This window comes from Bacillus sp. MUM 13 (genome assembly GCF_001866725.1).
In the GTDB taxonomy this organism is placed as follows: domain Bacteria; phylum Bacillota; class Bacilli; order Bacillales; family DSM-1321; genus Peribacillus.
Genome location: NZ_MLYQ01000004.1, coordinates 75,111 through 94,785, shown reverse-complemented (window position 1 = coordinate 94,785; position 19,675 = coordinate 75,111). Strand labels below are relative to the sequence as shown.

The 19,675-nt window shown below is 41.1% G+C and carries 15 protein-coding genes; 14 read left to right on the top strand and 1 reads right to left on the bottom strand.

Annotated features, from left to right (window positions below):
• The first annotated feature begins 309 nt into the window (after nt 1-309).
• The 6 genes from BIV59_RS02300 to BIV59_RS02275 all read left to right on the top strand — a co-directional run bounded on the left by BIV59_RS02300 (nt 310) and on the right by BIV59_RS02275 (nt 8,217).
• A complete protein-coding gene (locus BIV59_RS02300) occupies nt 310-1,320 on the top strand; it encodes a LacI family DNA-binding transcriptional regulator (RefSeq protein ID WP_071349817.1) in 1,011 nt (336 codons plus the stop codon).
• Between the two features lie 114 nt (nt 1,321-1,434).
• Nucleotides 1,435-3,534 carry an amylo-alpha-1,6-glucosidase gene (locus BIV59_RS02295; RefSeq protein ID WP_071349816.1) on the top strand — a complete coding sequence of 700 codons (2,100 nt, stop codon included), beginning with the start codon at nt 1,435-1,437 and terminating at the stop codon, nt 3,532-3,534.
• A 58-nt stretch (nt 3,535-3,592) separates the two neighbouring features.
• A complete protein-coding gene (locus BIV59_RS02290) occupies nt 3,593-4,843 on the top strand; it encodes an ABC transporter substrate-binding protein (RefSeq protein ID WP_071349815.1) in 1,251 nt (416 codons plus the stop codon).
• 152 nt (nt 4,844-4,995) lie between these two features.
• Entirely contained in the window at nt 4,996-5,838 is an 843-nt protein-coding gene (locus BIV59_RS02285; RefSeq protein WP_481747410.1) for a carbohydrate ABC transporter permease, read from the top strand.
• A gap of 13 nt (nt 5,839-5,851) precedes the next feature.
• Nucleotides 5,852-6,679 (top strand): carbohydrate ABC transporter permease, encoded by an 828-nt coding sequence (locus BIV59_RS02280; RefSeq protein WP_071349841.1) that lies wholly within the window; start codon nt 5,852-5,854, stop codon nt 6,677-6,679.
• Nucleotides 6,680-6,732: 53 nt separating this feature from the next.
• Entirely contained in the window at nt 6,733-8,217 is a 1,485-nt protein-coding gene (locus BIV59_RS02275) for a glycoside hydrolase family 32 protein (RefSeq protein ID WP_240501838.1), read from the top strand.
• A gap of 120 nt (nt 8,218-8,337) precedes the next feature.
• On the opposite strand, the gene BIV59_RS02270 is transcribed toward BIV59_RS02275, so the two are convergent.
• Nucleotides 8,338-9,552 (bottom strand): threonine synthase, encoded by a 1,215-nt coding sequence (locus tag BIV59_RS02270; protein ID WP_071349813.1) that lies wholly within the window; start codon nt 9,550-9,552, stop codon nt 8,338-8,340.
• A 528-nt stretch (nt 9,553-10,080) separates the two neighbouring features.
• Here BIV59_RS02270 and BIV59_RS02265 point away from each other — a divergent pair.
• The 8 genes from BIV59_RS02265 (at nt 10,081) to BIV59_RS02230 (ending at nt 19,609) form a co-directional block, all read left to right on the top strand.
• Nucleotides 10,081-11,808, top strand: coding sequence for an ABC transporter substrate-binding protein (locus BIV59_RS02265; RefSeq protein ID WP_481747408.1), 1,728 nt, complete (start codon nt 10,081-10,083; stop codon nt 11,806-11,808).
• A 51-nt stretch (nt 11,809-11,859) separates the two neighbouring features.
• Nucleotides 11,860-12,816, top strand: a complete 957-nt coding sequence (locus BIV59_RS02260) for an ABC transporter permease (protein WP_071349812.1) — start codon at nt 11,860-11,862, stop codon at nt 12,814-12,816.
• Between the two features lie 14 nt (nt 12,817-12,830).
• Nucleotides 12,831-13,754 carry an oligopeptide ABC transporter permease gene (gene opp4C, locus BIV59_RS02255; RefSeq protein ID WP_071349811.1) on the top strand — a complete coding sequence of 308 codons (924 nt, stop codon included), beginning with the start codon at nt 12,831-12,833 and terminating at the stop codon, nt 13,752-13,754.
• Between the two features lie 9 nt (nt 13,755-13,763).
• Entirely contained in the window at nt 13,764-14,747 is a 984-nt protein-coding gene (locus BIV59_RS02250) for an ABC transporter ATP-binding protein (protein ID WP_071349810.1), read from the top strand.
• The gene (locus BIV59_RS02245) at nt 14,740-15,705 is read left to right on the top strand and encodes an ABC transporter ATP-binding protein (protein WP_071349809.1); all 966 of its coding nucleotides are present in this window, start codon (nt 14,740-14,742) and stop codon (nt 15,703-15,705) included. The genes BIV59_RS02250 and BIV59_RS02245 overlap by 8 nt, the downstream gene beginning before the upstream one ends.
• A gap of 234 nt (nt 15,706-15,939) precedes the next feature.
• Nucleotides 15,940-17,019, top strand: coding sequence for a GerAB/ArcD/ProY family transporter (locus tag BIV59_RS02240; protein ID WP_071349808.1), 1,080 nt, complete (start codon nt 15,940-15,942; stop codon nt 17,017-17,019).
• A complete protein-coding gene (locus BIV59_RS02235; RefSeq protein WP_071349807.1) occupies nt 17,012-18,127 on the top strand; it encodes a Ger(x)C family spore germination protein in 1,116 nt (371 codons plus the stop codon). The genes BIV59_RS02240 and BIV59_RS02235 overlap by 8 nt, the downstream gene beginning before the upstream one ends.
• A gap of 21 nt (nt 18,128-18,148) precedes the next feature.
• Nucleotides 18,149-19,609 carry a spore germination protein gene (locus BIV59_RS02230; RefSeq protein ID WP_083392005.1) on the top strand — a complete coding sequence of 487 codons (1,461 nt, stop codon included), beginning with the start codon at nt 18,149-18,151 and terminating at the stop codon, nt 19,607-19,609.
• The last annotated feature ends 66 nt before the right edge of the window (nt 19,610-19,675 follow it).

Sequence of the window (19,675 nt, the reverse complement as noted above, 5' to 3'; positions counted from 1 at the left end):
TGGAGGATGAGGGATTTACAGCGTTATTCTTCTGGAAACAACAATCTTTAAGAAAGGCTGTTTTCGTAAACTTTGCTGCTATGGAACAAGGGGTTGATTTCCGCTACAGGGTGCTTCGCTCCAATCAACATACTTTAACAATGGATTTGCCTTGAAAACTTATTAAATAACAACAACCTATTAAATTAGAAGCTTCAAGAAAGACATTTATAATAAAGGTTAAATTTTCAAGAAACTTATTGAAATCGGTTACATGAAGTGGTATATTATTTATAGTTCCCGAAACGTTTCGGATTTAGGAGAATTTTTATGACAACCATTAAGGATATTGCCAAAGCAGCTGGTGTTTCGGTTACGACCGTGTCGAGGGCTCTTAATGGCTACTCGGATGTTAGTGAGAATACAAGAAGGAAAGTGGCCATGCTTGCCAAAGAACTGAATTACAGCCCCAACACTTTGGCACGCAGCCTTGTCATGAAAAAATCGATGACAATCGGGCTTCTTGTTAACGGCATCAATCAGGCTAGCATAAAGGATAATTTTACTTTTGAGGTTCTCGCGGGAATTAATGAGTATGTAAGCAAAACAAATTATGATCTGGTTTTGTTCAGTACCACATCGACTAAACAGCGTGAAAAATCCTATTCCCAGCTCTGCCGTGAAAGACGGGTAGACGGGGTAATCATCTCAGGTATAAGGACAGATGATTCTTATCTTCAGGAAATACTGCAAAGTGAAATTCCTTGTGTTTTAATTGATATTCCTATCAAGACAGAAAAAGTCGGTTACGTGACAGCAGATAACAAGCTTGGGGCCAATCAGGCAGTCAGCCATTTGCTTCAGCTGGGTCATCGTAATATAGCTTTTGTTAATGGCCATAAATTTGCATTTGTAAGCGAACAAAGGCTTGAAGGCTATCTTGAGGCTTTAGGCAATGCCAAAGTGCCGATCCGTGAAGAATGGATTGTAAATGGAAACTTTAATGAGGATACAGCAGAAGCTGAGGCACTTCTGCTGCTGAAAAACTATCCGGATATTACGGCTATTTTTAGTGCAAGCGACCTTATGGCTTTAGGAATCCTTAAGGCAGCTAAAACATTGGGCATCAAAGTACCCCAACAGCTTTCTGTAATTGGCTACGATGATATTCTGCTGTCATCATATGTTTCTCCGGCATTGACTACTATTGCCCAGAATAAGTACAAAATGGGCCAGGAAGCTGTAAAGTTATTGATTGCAACATTGGAAGGACGGGAAGTTCCGCAGGTGATTACTCTTGAGACAGAGTTGAAAATCCGGGAAACTACATGTGAAATTTAAACATTTAATAAGGTGGTATTGCTCCATCTTATTACGCATCAAATCCAAAACGTTTCGGATAATAGGCTATTTTTTTCAGCTTTTCCAAAACGTTTCGGAAAGAAGGAGGACAAAATGGAATATAGAGTAATTAAGGAAAATGATTTATTTTTATTAACAGATACAATGGGGAATATCCCGGAAAACCATTTATATGGACTAGGGCTTTATAAACAGGATACCCGTTTTTTAAGCAAGCTGGAAATTGATATCAACGGTGAAGCTCCGATCCTATTATCGTCAGAAGCAGAGGAGAATTACATTTCAACCATGCTGCTCACTAATCCCCATATGGAGAAGGATGGAGAACTGATTTTATGGAGAGAGTCCGTAGAAATTGAAAGAAAGCGTTTTATATTTGAAGATGTGCTATACGAAACAATCAGCCTTAAAAACTATTTTCCGAAACAGGTAGAATTTAGCTTCGGAATAACCTTTGATGCTGATTTTAAAGATATGTTCATTGTACGGGGATTTCAATCAGGTAAAGTCGGCACAAAGCAAGACAAGAAAATAGATGGAAATAGCATTGCATACAATTACCAAGGTGCTGACGGCATTTATAGGTCAACAGTGGTCAAGTGGGATGAAGAAGCTGCATCAGTCTCGCAAGACGGAAAAATTTCATTTTCCTTCAGCCTTCAGCATGGAGAAACCCGGAAAATTACTTTTACGGTTGACCCTCAAATAGGAGAAATGCCTGAAAGCAAAAAGTTACAAGATCCAGCATCTGCTCTTTTGTCACTTCAGCAATCTTATGAAAACTGGCAAGGATGCATATCAAAGTTTGAAAGTGATTATGAACCCCTAAATGTTCTTGTAAATCGCGGAATAATGGACTTAAGAGTTTTGCTGACAGATCTGGGACAGGGACAATTCCCGGTAGCTGGCCTTCCATGGTTTGGTGTTCCATTTGGAAGGGATAGCTTGATTGCAGCACTGCAAATGCTGGCATTTAATCCAGATGTTGCACGCGGGACCTTGCTGACATTGGCAGAACACCAAGGAAAAAACTTGGATCCATGGAGAGATGAACAGCCGGGAAAAATCATGCACGAAATCAGGTTTGGCGAATTGGCTAATACCGGCCAGATTCCTTTTACTCCGTATTATGGAACAATTGATGCAACACCTTTGTTCCTGATTCTGCTTACACAATATGTGAAGTGGACAAATGATCTGGAAATAGTGGATAAGCTGCAAAGTAACATAACCGATGCCCTCACCTGGATTGATTCATATGGTGATCGCGATGGCGACCTTTTCGTAGAATATCACCAAGAATCCAGCAAAGGGATAGCTAATCAGGGCTGGAAGGATTCAGGTGACAGCATTGTTCATAGAAATGGGGAATATGCGAAAACCCCAATCGCTTTAAGTGAAGTACAGGGATATGTTTATGATGCAAAATCAGGAATAGCTGACATTAATGAGCGTGTAGGAAAAATGGATGAAGCTAAGCAGCTAAGACTGGAAGCTCAGAAATTAAAAGAAAAGTTTGAAGAAGATTTCTGGATGGAAGAGCAGCAATATTATGCGACGGCCCTGGATCAAGATAAAAAACAGGTTGGTACAATTACGTCTAACCCCGGCCATGTTCTGTTTTCCGGAATGTTAAGCCAAAAGGGTGAGGACGCTGTTGCAAAGATGCTTACATCACCTAAGATGTTTTCCGGATATGGAATCCGGACAATGGGTGAGGGAGAAGCCGGGTATAATCCGATGAGCTATCATGATGGAAGTATCTGGCCACATGACAATAGCATGATTCTGCTTGGCCTTAGCAAGATTAGAAGAACGGAAGAAACTAAAACAGTGATAAAGGGCCTTATTGATGCATCCGCACATTTTGAATATGGCCGCCTGCCTGAACTTTTTTGCGGATACAGCAAGGCGTCAGGAAAAGCTGTTAAGTATCCGGTAGCATGCTCCCCTCAGGCATGGGCAGCAGGAACTCCATTAGTCTTTGTTCAATCGCTTCTCGGTCTGTTCCCGGACAGCTTAAAGAAGGAAGTTCATCTGTCTCCTATTCTTCTTGATGAAATGAACCAGTTTACCATACATGACATTTCAGTTGCTGGCGGACATCTGACAATCGAAGTCAAAAGAGAAGTTCATGAAATCAGTACAAGGATTCTTAAAAACACAACAGGCTTTACTATTATTCTTCATTAATCAATCGCAGGAAATACATCCGCTTTTGATAACCGAAAAATGAAAGGGGTTTTATAAAATGAAAAGCAAGAAGTGGATCGCTGGGTTAGGAATATCGGCCATATTGTTAGGAAGTGTTTTAACGGGCTGCAGCAATGAAAAAAGCTCAAGTGAAGAAAAAGATAAAAAGGTGACAATCACGCTGGCCGGATGGGGTTCTTCACCAGAAGAAACGAAGCTATTAGATTCTGTTTTAAAAGATTTTGAAACTGCTCACCCGAATATTCATATCAAGCACGAAGTTATCCAGGATCAGTATATGGATGTTATGAAAACAAGATTAATAGGCGGGCAAGGCCCTGATGTTTTCTATTTGGATGCCTCTGAAGCCCCGGGATTAATCGACACGGGCGTACTGGAGCCTCTTAATAAATATGAAGATAAGAAATTCGATGAAGGCGACTTTGAAAAACCGCTGCTTAAAGCCTTCCAAAAAGACGGAAAAACATATGGTTTTCCGAAAGGATATTCCACACTTGCCTTATTTTATAATAAAAAAATGCTAAAAGACGCAGGAGTAGAGGTTCCAAAAACCTGGGAGGAATTGCAGGCAGCCTCTAAAAAGCTGACAAAAGGCAAAGAGGTATACGGCTTCGGACAAAACCCTGAACTTGCCAGGACCTACTTTATTGGAGAATCCAATGGGGGAAAAGTGATTAAAGATAATAAAGCCAATTTTTCAGATCCCAAGGTTGTCAGTGCATACCAGCCATATATTGATCAGCACCTGAAAGATAAATCGGCTGCACAGCCAAGCGAAGTAGGAGCGGGATGGACCGGAGAAATGTTCGGACAAGGAAAAGCAGCAATGGTACTTGAAGGAAACTGGACGATTCCTTACCTTCAAAGCACATTTAAAGACCTTGATTACGGGACAGCAGAAGTGCCGACAATCAATGGCAAAAAAGGAACAATGGCCTATACCGTTTCTTATGTAATGAATGCTGCCTCAGAAAAGAAAAAAGCATCCTGGGAGCTTATATCTTATTTAACAGGCAAAGTGGGCATGAAAAAATGGACAGGAACAGGATTTGAACTTCCTTCCCGTAAATCAGTCGCCAAGGAATTAGGCTATGATAAGGATGAATTAAGGGGAGCTCTGGTAGCTGGTGCGCCTTATGCAACAGTTTGGGCAAATGGCACAAACCTTCCAGTTATATTTAACAATTTCAACAACCAGTTCGTCAGTGCTTATTTAGGAAAACGTTCACTTGATGAAGCCCTGAAGGATGGACAAAAAACAGCAAACAAAGAAATCGATTCAAAATGATGAATGAACCGGAAAGAAATATCATCTTTCCGGTTTGAATATTCGTTCTTCCAGATTGAAGATGATTCACCATGCTCTATGAAGGAGTGAGATTCTTGAGGAAAAAGCAGACTAAAAAAGCGATTAAAGAAGCAGGACAGGGCTATCTCTTCATGTCCCCGACATTGTTCGTCCTGCTTATCTTTACGATTGCACCCATTTTCTATGCCATTTTTTTAGCTTTTCACAAGGTACAGCTATTAGGGAACACAAGTTTTGAATTTACCGGATTGTCCAATTTCACAAGATTGCTTGATGATTCCCGTGCAAAAATAGCGCTATGGAATACGGTTAAATATGTAATCATTGTGGTCCCCGTCCAAACATTCCTGGCACTTGTTCTTGCTGCTTCATTAAATGCAGGGCTAAAAGGGGAGAAGTTTTTCAGGATCGTATACTTTTTGCCGACTCTGACATCTTCGGCCGTTCTTACCCTGATTTTTATGTGGATGTATAATCAGAACGGTCTTGTCAATAAAATGCTCGAAACTATTGGTTTGCCCACATACAATTGGATAGGAGATCCTTCTGTTGCTCTTATTGCCATCATGGTGATGAATATATGGTCGACAGCTCCGTTTTTTATGGTCATATACTTAGCGGCCCTGCAAGGAATATCTGAGTCATTATATGAAGCAGCAGATCTAGATGGTGCCAATGCCATTCAGAAGTTTTTCTATATTACCGTACCTAATCTCCGTCCAGTAACATCCTTTGTTGTCATTATGGGACTGATTGGGACCTTCCAGTTATTTGATCAATCCTATATTTTTTCAGGAGGATCAGGAGGACCGAATAATTCAACATTGACGGTTGTATTGCTAGTTTATCAATATGCTTTCAAAAACCTTGGGACTATGGGTTATGCTGCGGCACTGGCATTTGCTCTTGCCATTGTCATATTGATCGCAACACTCATCCAAAGAAAATTCTCCAAGGAGGAATCTCTTTATTAGGAGGCACGAAATGATGAAAAAACGAATGGGTTTTGGTAGGGGTTTGCTTTATACTATTTTGGCAATCTATGCGGCTGTCACGCTGATACCTTTTTTATGGGCATTATCCTCTTCTTTTAAAACGCTGCAGGAAATTGTCAGCGGAGCGATTCATTTCATTCCGCAGCACTTTACATTTGATAACTATAAAACCATTCTTCTTGAGCAAAAGCTTTTCCCGCGCTGGCTATTTAACAGCTTGTTTGTCGGGATATCGGTAACATTGCTGAACCTTCTGTTTAACTCAATGGCGGGCTATGCTTTAGCAAGACTCAGCTTCCCTGGGAAAAAAGCGCTTTTCATTTGTATTCTTGCTGTTTTAATGATTCCTGGACAGGTTACCATGATTCCGAACTACCTGATTCTTAAGGAACTAGGCTGGCTGAATTCCTACCAGGGGTTAATCATTCCAGGAATGATTAATGCAACATTTATTTTTATGATGCGCCAATTTTTCATCAACTTTCCAAAAGAACTTGAAGAAGCGGCCGCCTTGGATGGGCTGGGGAAATTCGGGACATTCTTCAGAATAGTGATGCCGATGGCAAAACCGGCCCTTGCCGCACAGGCCATCTTTGTATTCATGGGATCGTGGAATGATTTCATGAAGCCGCTTATCGTATTATCGGATCCTGAGCTCTTCACATTGCCTTTAGGACTGAATTCTTTCAAAGGCCAGTATATCAGCTATTGGAATTATATTATGGCAGCTTCAATGGTCTTTACGCTGCCCGTCCTTTTGATATATGCTTTCTTTAATAAGTATTTCATGAATGGCATTTCCTTCACAAATGATAAATAATCAGTTGGCCTTGTGACGAGCAGGGCCTTTCTTATGGAAAGAAGGAGTTTTAATTGGCTGATGAAAAGAATTATGCTATTGAGGCAGAAAAGCATGTTCTAGAAAATGCGGAAAAAGGAATAAACAGCCCTTACAAGATGGCGTATCATATCGTACCGCCTGCAAGCTGGATGAACGATCCGAACGGCCTGATTTATTGGGAAGGCTACTACCATGTATTTTTTCAATTTCACCCTTATGATGTGAAAACTGGCTGGATGCATTGGGGCCATGTAAGGAGCAGGGACCTTGTGCATTGGGAAAGGCTGCCGATTGCGCTGTATCCGCTTGATGAGTATGATCGTGACGGCTGTTTCTCCGGAAGCGCTGTAGATGATAATGGTGTACTGACACTCGTGTACACAGGCAACATTTTCATTGATAAAGAATTGGATGATGTGGATGAATGCCAATGCATAGCAACAAGTGCGGATGGCATTCATTTTGAGAAAGATTTATCAAATCCTGTTATCAAAAAACATCCGGAAAACGGGTCTGGTCATTTTCGTGATCCTAAGGTCTGGAAAAAAGACGGATTCTGGTATATGGCTGTCGGCACCCGAAAAGATTATACAGGAAAAATTCTGCTATACCGTTCTGAGTGTCTGAGGAACTGGGATTATATCGGAGTCATGGCGGAAAGTGATGAAGAAAAGGGCTATATGTGGGAATGCCCGGATTTCTTCGAGCTAGAAGGAAAGCATATTTTGCTTGCATCCCCGCAAGGTATGGAGGCTCGGGGAGACAGCTATCAAAATCTCTATCAATCTGTTTATATGATTGGAGAACTGGATTATAAGAGCGGGAAATATAGCTATCATACCTTTGAGGAGCTCGATGGGGGATTTGATTTTTATGCTCCCCAGACATTCATGGATCATAAGGGAAGAAGGCTGATGTTCGCGTGGATGGATATGTGGGAATCAAAAATGCCATCACAGAAATATGGCACGGCAGGATCGCTTACCATCCCAAGAGAGCTCGTAATCCGTGAAAACAGGCTTGTAATGAAGCCGGCAGAAGACTTAAAACTGCTGAGGGGGAAGAAGGCTGAAATTCCTGCTTTCCTATCAAAAGGAGAACATCTCATTCCGGATATTAATGGAGATACCCTGGAAATATGCATTTCGTTTGATTTAGCTTCCTCAGATGCCAGTGAATTTGGACTTAAAGTCAGGTGCTCTGAAGACGGAAGGGAAGAAACGGCAGTCAGCTATAGCCAAAAAGATGGTTACCTGACATTCAATAGAAATAAATCGGGAGAAGGAGATGGCGGTGTAAGAAGAGTGAAGCTTCAGATGCGTGATGCTGCGGCTTTGACCCTGCATCTCTTTTTGGACAGATCTTCCCTCGAGATATTTGCCAATGACGGTGAAGCGGTCATGTCAGGGAGAATCTATCCTAATCAGGAAAGCAGAAATATTAAGGTTTTTTCAGCCAATGGCACAGTTTCTGTAGCCTCCTTTGAGTGCTGGAATCTAAAAGATATCTGGGCATGAACAGGCAGCCAGTCTCTTTTATCATTCTTTTTGAATTCCGCTGCAGGAGTGGACATCTGCAGCGGAATCAACAGTCTGTATTAACAGTGCCGGATTTTAAGGGAATGGCTATTTTGCCTATCAAATAACAATATTCTCCCCCTTTCGCAGCAGGGGCAGTTCTGCTGAAAATAAATCAGGATATTTAATTCCTTGTCCTGTATTCAGGCAGACTACTGTTTCATCTTCTTTTATCCAGTTTCTTTTTCTTAGCTCATATGCCGCTGCAAAAGTTGCAGCACCTTCGGGACAAATGAAATTGCCTTCCAATTCAGCAGCCTGCCGCTGGCTTTTTTGTATACTTTCTTCACTTACAGAAATGGCATACCCGTTTGTTTTATAAAGTGCCTCCAATACAAGAAAATCGCCAATTGCTTTAGGGACATTGATTCCAAAAGCTTTTGTACTGGATTTCTCCCAGAACTCCGACTCTTTTTTCCTTTCCTGCCATGCCTTGACTATCGGTGCACATCCTTCAGACTGGACGGCCACGAGGCGCGGCAGCTTTCCAGTAATCCAGCCTAGTTCCTTTAATTCAAGAAGAGCTTTATATATCCCGATAATCCCCACCCCGCCGCCTGTCGGATATAAAATAACATCTGGCAGATTCCATTTAAGCTGTTCCGCTATTTCATAGCCCATCGTTTTTTTGCCTTCTATCCGATATGGTTCCTTCAGGGTCGATGCATCATAAAATTCATTTTCACAAACAAGCCTAGCCACGGTTTTTCCTGCATCACTGATCAATCCGTCAATAAGATACAGATGTGCACCTGCAATGCTTACCTCTACTCTAGTAACGTAAGGGGCATCCTTTGGCATCACCACATATGCTTCAATTCCAGCACGGGACGAATAAAGTGCCCACGCTCCGCCTGCATTACCGTTTGTCGGCATCGCAAGGGAGCGGACACCGAGTTCCTTCGCTTTAGAAACGCCAACCGAAGCGCCGCGTGCTTTGAAGGAACCTGTAGGAATGATTCCTTCATCTTTCATAAATAAGTTTTTAATGGAATAGCAATGGCCGATATTTTCCGTTTTTATTAATGGTGTAAAACCTTCTCCCAATGTTACAACATGATTCTCATCCAATACAGGAAGAAGTTCATGATATCTCCATAGTGAGAAATCCTTCCGGTTGCTTATCTCATCCTTTGTAACCCTATTTTTTAATTCTTGAAGATGATATTTGACAAGCAGCGGAGATCCGCAATGGCATAATTGATGGATGCTATCGACAGAGAATACAGAATGGCATTTTGGGCAGTCAAGATGCGATGCAAAGCTATAGTTCATTTTTGAAACCTCCTTTGGATTTAGGGGTTTATTTGCGTTATAAAATGACATTGATTAGTTTCTATAGCTGGCTGAATGCCTTCCGCTTGAGGAAGTACCCTTGCAGGCGGGAATAAGAAGGAGCAGCAGAGCCAAATAAAAAAAAGGCTTCCAGCCCAAAACAAAACGGGTCAGAAGCCTTCGGTGGTCCGATTGGCAAAAATCATTTATCTGATAATTCATATTTTAATAGTAAGGAAGAAATGTACATCTGTCAATGTGTATTCATTTAACTTACCGGTTAAGTCTGCATTCGCTTTGAAAAGCTGGACACTTAAAAAGTATTTTTAATAAATGCCATCTAAGCATCTTACGCATAAATACAGCCAGAATGCTGGCAAGATAGAGTACTCAGAACCATATTAGCAGGAATAATGAATAGGGCTTTCAAAAAGCGGTTGACATTTTTGGGAAAAGCAGATAATATATACAAGGTTTATAAAACCAATAGGATTTGTCGGTTTTATAAATAGATACATACTATTAGGGGTGAACAGGTTGAAAAAAAGTCTTATAGGTATCACCAGCGCCATTTTACTTTCCTTGATGTTATCTGCTTGTGCAATGAACAGCTCAAGTGAAAAGGAACCTCAAAGCGGCAGTAATCAGAAAAGCACTGCCAATGTAAAAAGCACGGACTCAAAGAGTTATAGGGCAAATAATATCTCTGCACTGCCAGCTAAATCCAAAGCCAGGAAAGATACATTCATTGCTGGAATTTCAGCACCTGGTGGTGTGTTCCTTCCATATTTCTATGAAAATGGCTGGGATGGAAATGCTACAGACCCAATTTTTGCACCATTGGTTAACCTGGATAAAGACGGAAAGCCAGTTGGTATTTTAGCAGAGAAATGGGATGTTTCTAGCGATCAGCTTACATATACCTTCCATCTGAGAAAGGGCTTAAAATTCAGCGATGGTTCGCCTTTAACTGCAGATGATGTGGCGTTTACATTAACATTGCTTCATGATCCGGCCTATTCAGGCGGACAAGATATTTCCCTTGCCAGCATTAAAGGCGGAAAAGCCTATAAAGAAGGCAAAGCCAAAAGTATAGATGGAATCAAAGTCCTCGATAAAGATACAATCAAAATTACAACGGATAAAGTAAATGCCAAATCCCTTCTTCTTCTGGGCGGCCAGGTTTTATCTAAGTCGTACTACGGAAAAGACTATCAATATGGCAAGCTGGATTATTTGAAAAATCTCTATCCTAAACCGCTTGGCGCCGGACCTTATAAGTTCGAAAAGTATGTTCCAGGCCAGGAAATCCGCTATACGGCTAATGAAAACTATTATTCTGGAGCACCAAAAACAAAACATTTAATCTTCAAAATTATTGATAAATCAACGTCGCTTCAGCTATTTGAGACAGGGGAGCTTGACTATGCCGGGTTCTCTGCTGATGATGATACCGTTGAACAGCTTAAGAGCCTTGGTTTCGCAAATATCCAAGTTTCCCCTGTTAATGATTACGGACTTGTATATGTGAATAACACCCATCCTCAATTTAAGGATAAAGCAGTACGGCAGGCCCTTATTTACGGCCTGGACCGCCAAAAGATCGTGGATGTGAAATTCAAAGGCTACGGACAGGTAGCGAATATCCCTGTATCGCCTGTTTCATGGGCTTACGATGATAAAGGCATTAACCCGTATGAATATAACAGTAAAAAAGCTAAGGAATTGCTTGACGGGGCTGGGTGGAAGAAAGGGAAAAATGGCATCCGGGAAAAAGAAGGCAAGCCATTTGTCATCCACTACCTGACAGCCGATGCAGAAGATCCGTTCATTCCGATTGCCAAAGAAAATTACCAGGATATCGGAATTAAATTCGAGCCTGAAATCATGGATTTTAATGCCCTTGTTTCAAAGCTGAATAAAAAGGATTATGACTTTGCGGCCGTTTCAACCTCTCAAATCCTTGATCCAAGTGATACAGTTGAGGAACTGGCGGCAAATAATCCCAATAATGCTGCAGGATATTCTAATCCAAAGGTGGATGACCTGATTCAAAAAGGGCTTTCTACACTTGATATTGAAAAAAGAAAGAGCATATATCATGAGCTTTATAAAGAATTAAATGAGGATCCTCCATATATATTCTTGAATTATCGCCAAAGTGCACGCGCGGTGAGCGGGAAGGTAGAAGGATTGAATCCTGACAATTATACAGGCATAAGTGCCAGCTTGCCGAACATCTCAATTACTAAATAAAAGGAGAAGTGCCTGGCATAGCCAGGCACTTTCATTATGGAGGAGAGCGTGATGAAACAGTATGTGCTGCAGAGATTTCTGCAGATGATTATCATATTATTCGGAACATCTTTTATCATCTTTTTTCTTTTTGCCATGCTTCCTGGAGATTATATTGATTCAAATATCAATTTGACCCCTGAAAGGGCCCATGAGCTAAAAGCGCTGTACGGCCTTGATCAGCCCGTCCTAAAGCGGTATTTTACATGGCTTGGAAATGCGATTCATGGAGATTTCGGCTATTCTCTCAAGCATCAGGAAAAGGTAACATCCCTGCTGAATAAATATGTCTGGAACTCTTTCATTATCGCTATATTTGCTTTAATCCTTACATGGACCATTGCTTTGCTTACAGGGGTTCTGTCTGCAATCAAGCAATATTCATGGTTCGATGGAATCGTGACTTTCTTTGTGTTTGCCGCGATGAGTTTTCCGTCATTTTTTATTTCCTTGCTATTTATAAAATGGTTTGGGGTAGATCTGCAGATTCTGCCTATAGGAGGCATGATTGATACAGGAAGCGAAGCAAGCGGATTGGCGCATATCCTGGAAGTAGTAAAGCATATGATCCTCCCGGTGGCAGTACTGACCCTTCTATCGATCGGTTCATTGACCCGCTATTTCAGGACAGGAATGCTCGAAGTGGTGCGCCAGGATTTTATTAGAACAGCCCGTGCCAAGGGCCTGAAGGAAAGAACCGTCATTTTTAAACATGCGTTAAGAAACGCAATCCTTCCTGCAATCACGCTGCTTGCATTTGAACTTCCCGGTCTCTTTTCGGGTGCCATCATTATTGAACAGATTTTTAATTGGCCTGGTGTGGGAAAAATTCAGCTTGAATCAGTCGGATTTAGAGACTATCCAGTGCTCATGGCATTCACGCTTTTCCTTTCAAGCTTAACGATTATCGGGAATTTCCTGGCGGATATAACCTATGCAGCAGCAGATCCAAGGATAAGGCTGAAATAAAGGAGGGATAAAGAGTGGAGACAGGTAAAATCATTACACAAAAAGAGAAAAATAGCAGCAAATTGAAAACACCATCATTATGGAAACAAACCTTCAAAAGACTTAAAAAAAATAAGTTGGCCACATTCAGCCTGGTCCTTCTGATCATCATGTTTTTGCTTAGTTTCATAGGCCCGTATTTCTCTCCATATCTGCTTGACAGGACCAATACAGCAGAAATTAACCAGCCTCCAAGCACAACACATTGGTTTGGAACAGATACCTATGGCAGAGACGTTTTGACAAGGCTTATGATGGCTGGACAAATATCACTCACTATTGGTCTCGCTTCCATGTTTTTATCGATTATTATCGGCTCTCTCCTGGGAGCTGTATCCGGCTTTTACCGGGGGATTGCTGATATGGTCATTATGCGCGTGGCAGACATTTTAATGAGCATACCCGGCTTGCCGCTCCTTTTGATCATGGGAGCCATCCTTTCTGAATGGAAGGTACCTGCTGAATACAGGCTTTATATAATCATGATTATGCTAAGCTTTGTTGGCTGGCCAGGTCTTGCAAGGCTTGTCAGGGGACAGATTCTGACATTGAAGGAACAGCCTTTCATGATGGCCACAGAGGTATTGGGGCTTAGCGACAAAAGAAAAATCCTGCATCACCTGATACCTAATACGGTGCCCCTCCTGCTTGTTGTAGCCACTTTGAATGTAGCGGGATCTATTTTAAGTGAATCAGCACTGAGCTTCCTTGGCCTTGGCGTGGTTCCGCCTACTCCTTCATGGGGCAACATGATGGACGCAGCCAATAATTTCATGGATTTCAGAAAACGTCCCTGGCTGTGGATCCCGCCCGGCACTGCGATTTTTTTGACAGTCGTCTCGATTAATCTCCTGGGTGACGGGCTGAGGGATGCTCTTGATCCGAAAATGAGAAGGTAGGGAAATGGAATGGAAGAAATGTTATTGGAAGTGAACGGACTGCATACTAATTTTGATACAGAAGGCGGCACAGTAAGGGCTGTGAATGATGTCAGCTTTTCTATCCGCAAGGGTGAGACGGTTTGTCTTGTCGGTGAATCCGGATGCGGCAAAAGCATCACATCCCTATCCTTAATGCAGCTTATACCGGAAAATGGGAACATTGCAGGAGGAGAAGTTTATTTTAAAGGAAGAAATTTATTAAAGCTCAATAAAAAAGAAATCAGGCGAATCAGAGGAAACGAAATAGGCATGATCTTTCAGGAGCCAATGACGTCACTGAATCCTGTTTTTACAATTGGAGAGCAGATGATTGAACCGCTTCAGGAGCACCTTTTGCTAAGCAAAAAGGACGCATATAAACGGGCCATGGAACTTATTAGTTTAATGGGGATTCCTAATCCTGAAAAAATAATCAATATGCACCCTCATGAACTGAGCGGAGGCATGCTGCAAAGAATCATGATTGCAATCGCAATCAGCTGCGATCCTCAGCTGATTATTGCGGATGAACCAACAACAGCTCTTGATGTGACGATTCAGGCCCAGATTTTAGACATTCTCCGCGGCATCAAAGAAAAATTCCAAACTTCCCTGCTGATGATTACCCATGATTTAGGCGTGGTTGCTGAAATGGCGGATTATGTGGTGGTCATGTATGCTGGGAAGGTAGTGGAAGAAGGAAGCGTGATGGATATTTTTAAAAATCCAAAGCATCCATACACAAAAGGATTATTAAAGGCAAAACCGGTAATTGGCGAAAGAAAAGAGCGTTTGTTTACGATCGCTGGCCAGGTGCCTAATTTAGTAGACCTAAAAGAAGAATGCTACTTCGCTGACCGCTGCGAGCATACCATGGACATCTGCCGCCTGAATCAGCCTTCTTTCAAGGAATTATCGTCAAATCATAAAGCTGCGTGCTGGCTGTATGAAGGGAATGAAAATCATGGCTGAATCCCTGCTAGAGGTTACCAATCTAAAAAAGTATTACTCATCTTCTAAAGGATTGTTTAATAAATCAGCCCTGCCTGTTAAAGCAGTAGACGGAGTCAGTTTTACAATAGAAAAAGGCGACGTATTCGGCCTTGTAGGGGAATCGGGAAGCGGGAAGTCGACTATAGGGAAAACCATTCTCCGTCTTCATGATAAAACAGAGGGTGACGTGAAGTATAAAGGAAAGGATGTGTTTTCACTTTCCAAAAAGGAGCTTAAGAGCCTGCGTGTTCAAACACAGCTGATTTTCCAGGATCCTTTTAGCTCATTAAATCCGAGAATCCGTGTAGGAGATGCCATTGGCGAAGCAATGATAGAGCATGGTCTTGCAACAAAAAAAGATGTGCGGGCCAAGGTGCTTCAAGTAATGGAAATATGCGGCCTGTCTCCATATCAAATAGACAGATATCCTCATGAATTTTCCGGGGGACAAAGACAAAGGATTGTCATTGCAAGAGCCATGGCCCTGAATCCGGAGTTCATCGTCATGGATGAACCTGTTGCAGCATTGGACGTTTCCATCCAGGCGCAAATTATCAATTTATTCAGTGACTTAAAACAAAAACAAGGCTTGTCATACCTTTTTATTTCCCATGATTTAAGTGTAGTCGAACACCTTTGCACTAAAATTGCCATTATGTACTTGGGGAATATCGTTGAGTTTGGCACAAAAGAGGAATTATTCTCAAATCCGCTTCATCCTTATACAAAAGCCTTGCTGTCTGCCGTACCAGTTCCTGATCCTGCAATAAAACGGGAACGCATCATTTTAAAAGGAGACATCCCAAGTCCTGTTGACCCCCCATCCGGCTGCAAATTCAGGACAAGATGCCCGCTAGCAGAGGAAATCTGTGCCAAAGAGGTTCCTCAATATAAAGATCATGGCAATGGCCATTTTGCTTCATGCCATTTTGTCTGAATAGTAAATAGCCACCAGATCCAGATATTGGCGAATGAATAGGAAATTGTAAGGCCTGCTGCTATGGATGATAGATCCATAGCAGCAGGCCTTTTTTTATGTTATGACGCTTTCCGTTAGAACTGGGATAGTGTCATTAATTCCCTCGAGTAAGTTTTGCAGCAGGGAAAAATACTATAAAAATCAAACAAGATTACAGACTTCTCAAGGAAAAGAAAGATTAGGGTGATTGGAATGAAAGAGAAGCTGCATCATATCCATCTGGTTATTTTTATATATACCATCCAGTTTGGTGTCACCATTTTTTCACTTCCGGGAATGCTTGCCAGAGAATTCGGATCCAATGGATGGATTGCGATATTCCTTATTTTTTTCGTAGTTTTGCTGGGCATTTTGCTGATAGGTGCCTGTTATAAACTTTCAGATGGTGACTTTCTAAGTACACTTGAAAATTCATTGCCACGTTTTTTGTCTACATTTCTATTTTTAATATTGGCAGTCATTTGGTCCTTGTATGGCTGCGTGATCGGCAAGCAATATATCATGATATTTCAAATGATTACCTTTCCAACGACATCTCCCATGCTGCTTAAATTTGCCTTTGCTGTTCTGGCGTATCTGCTGGTGATAAAAGGCTTATATAATATTTCGAAAATTGCTACCATTATTTTTTTCATAACCATTTGGATGCTCGTTCTTCTTGTGTATCCGTTTCAGGAAATGGATTTTTTAAGGTTCACTCCATTTCTCTTTAAGGATGGCGGCCATTGGGCAAAGGGGAGTATTTCAGTGTTTGCTTCATTCCTGGGTTATGAGCTTTCCCTTTTATTTTTCCCATTCGTCAATAAAGAAAGCAAATTGGTCCGTTCACTTATACTTGGCAACTTAGTGACAACTATTATTTATGGAATTATAAGCGTTGTTTGTTATGGTTTTTTTGGCTATACATATTTAAAGGTTTTGTTGTTTCCTTTTATGGACTTATTGTCAAATGTCGAATTGCCATTTGTCCAGAGGATTGAAAATCTGCTTTTCGCACTTTTCTTCTTTAAAGTGCTGATTACCTCTGTCATGTATTACTGGGGAGCTAAGGAATGTGCAAAAAGGGTGTTCAAGAAAACAAGCGAAAAAAGAATTTCTTTTGTAATTGTAGCTTTTACCTTTATTGTAGCATTTTATTTTCAGACCATGGATGATGTGGATGCATGGCTCATGAAGCTTTCAAATATAGAAGCGGCTGTCAGCTTCCTGCTGCCTCTTTTAGGAATTTCCCTCCTTTTATACAGGAAAAGAAAGAGGAATCATTATGGATAAACGGATAATCGTCACATTAGCAGCCCTTTTTCTGACCGGCTGCAGCGACCAGAAGATATTGGAGGAGCAGGGGCTGGTTCAGGCGGTTTCGTATGATTTGGCTAAAAAACATCCGGGATCTGATATACAGCCAATACATGTCGGAATAGCCATACCGATTATGAAAGGCGGCAGTTCCTCACAAATAAACCTGGAGGCTGTCGCCAGAAGCAGTAAAGAAGCCAGATCCCTGCTGACTTCACAGACTGAGTGGAATTTAGTCAGCGGCCAGCTGCGGACTGCACTGATAGGAAAAGATGTTGTTGAACAATCAATTTGGAAACATTTGGATACTCTTGAGAGAGAACCTTCTGTCAGCCAAAGGGTAAAGCTGGCTCTAGTAAAACAAAATGCGTATGAATTGATGTCTTCTGATTTTAAAACCGGAAGCGGGACATTCTCTTATCTTGATAAGCTTCTTGAAAAAGGGGTGAAAAACAATGTCATCCCTGAAGTCACACTATATAAATTTGCCAGGGACTATTATGAAGATGGAATTGATCCTGTTATGCCGATACTTGTCAAAAAAAACAGCTCAATTGATTCAGATGGAATAGCATTGTTCCGCGGTGACAGGTATATCACGAGTCTTAAGCATTCTCAAGGGATTACCTTTACCATACTCACAGACCGGATCCATGCAGGCCAGATTAATATAGAAATACCAGGATCTGAAAATTCCCAGGCAGAGTTTGCAGCAATGAGAATAATCAAAAGCTATAAAAAAGCCAAAGTGGTACGGACAAAATCTGCAGAACGTTTTACAGTTCATATTTCTATTAAATTAAAAGGGTCGGTTATTGAGTATTTGGGAAAAAAAGACTTAAGCAGTGAAAAAGACAGAACCTATCTTGAAGCAGAAATGGCAAAACAAATTGAAAAAGACATGGTCAAAATTGCTGAAAAAACAAAGAAATATTCCACAGATAGCCTGGGTATAGGCAGGTATGTTAAAAACAGCATGACGTATAGGGAATGGAAAAACATGGATTGGAGAAAGGTTTTTCCAAAAACGAATGTCGTATTTCACGTTCAAATCATGATCAAGGATTATGGGAAAATAAAATAAAGGAAGAAAGGAGAGGAGGAAATGGATCTCTTTAAGCAGAAAGGCAAAATTCAAGCTGACGCGAAACAAACCCGAAATAAGGCTCCTTCTATGGAAGAAACATTACTTGAATTTAAAGATTGTGCAGATTTAAAAACAGTTTCCGTTCTGCAAGGCAATCTCGAATATGTATATATCGATAATATTGGCAATGAAACAAAGATCAAAGAATATCTTACAGACATCTTCGACTATGGTTCGCAGGATTCGATTGAAAAAGCCCTTAAGGATACAAGGTATAAAGAAATAACACAAACAAGTGAATTATATAAAGACATCTTAAATGGAAATGCTGCTATTTTTCATGGAGGAAAAGCCTATAGTGTAAATATATTTGGGCCGGAAACACGCCCTGTAAATGAATCAGGAACAGAAACGGTTATTACGGGCCCACACGAAGCGTTTAATGAGTCCCCTGGAAAAAGCTTAGGGCTTCTCCGCAGGCGGGTGAAAAGCTCTCATCTAAAGATTGTTAAATTGCAGGTAGGAGAGATTTCAAAAACCGATGTGTATGTTGCCTATATAGAGGATATTGTGAATATGGAATTTGTCGAGCTGCTTAAAAAGAGGCTCCTTAACATAGAAATCGACGGGATTCATGACTCTAACATGCTGTCACAAATGATTGACGAAAATCCTTATTCTGTTTTCCCTCAATACCTGACAACCGAAAGGCCAGACAGCGCGGCTTCTAAATTAATTGCTGGAAAGATAGTTATCTTAATGGAAGGAAGCCCTTCTGTCATTGTCGCCCCAACCAGTTTTTTTGATTTCTTTAATTCGCCTGATGATTATTATCAAAGATGGACCCAGGCTTCCTTTTTAAGGCTCCTGCGCTATATAGCTTTTTTAATTACAGTTTTATTTACAGCTTTTTATGTTTCCATTACCACCTATCATTATGAAATGATTCCGCACGATTTGCTGCTGACCCTGATTGAATCGAGGAGCCGCGTTCCTTTTCCTCCGCTTCTTGAAGCGATCATAATGGAGGTGACAATAGAATTATTGAGAGAGGCAGGCGCCCGGCTTCCTACCAAAATAGGCCAGACTATAGGCATTGTTGGCGGTATTGTTATCGGGCAATCTGCTGTGGATGCAGGTTTTACAAGCAATATATTAATTGTGGTTGTTGCAATATCAGCCATTTCATCTTTTGTTGTCCCCAGTTATATAATGAGCGGTGCAATCCGTCTGATCAGGTTTGGAATCATCCTTCTTGCAGGGATATGGGGAAACTATGGGATTGTAGTGGGTGTTGCCATCGTTCTTATACATATGTCACGCATTACGAATTTAGGCACTTCCTATCTTAATCCAGTTTCTCCTATGTTTTTAAGCGATATAAAAGATGTGTTGATTAGGGCTCCATTTTCCATGATGAAAACAAGGCCTGTATCCTCTAGAACAAAAAACATTAAACGCAATAAAATGAAAAAATAAGAGCATCATCTAAAAGAGATAAAATATACAGAGTGTAATGAAGAGTCCTTTAACGGGGGCTTTTTT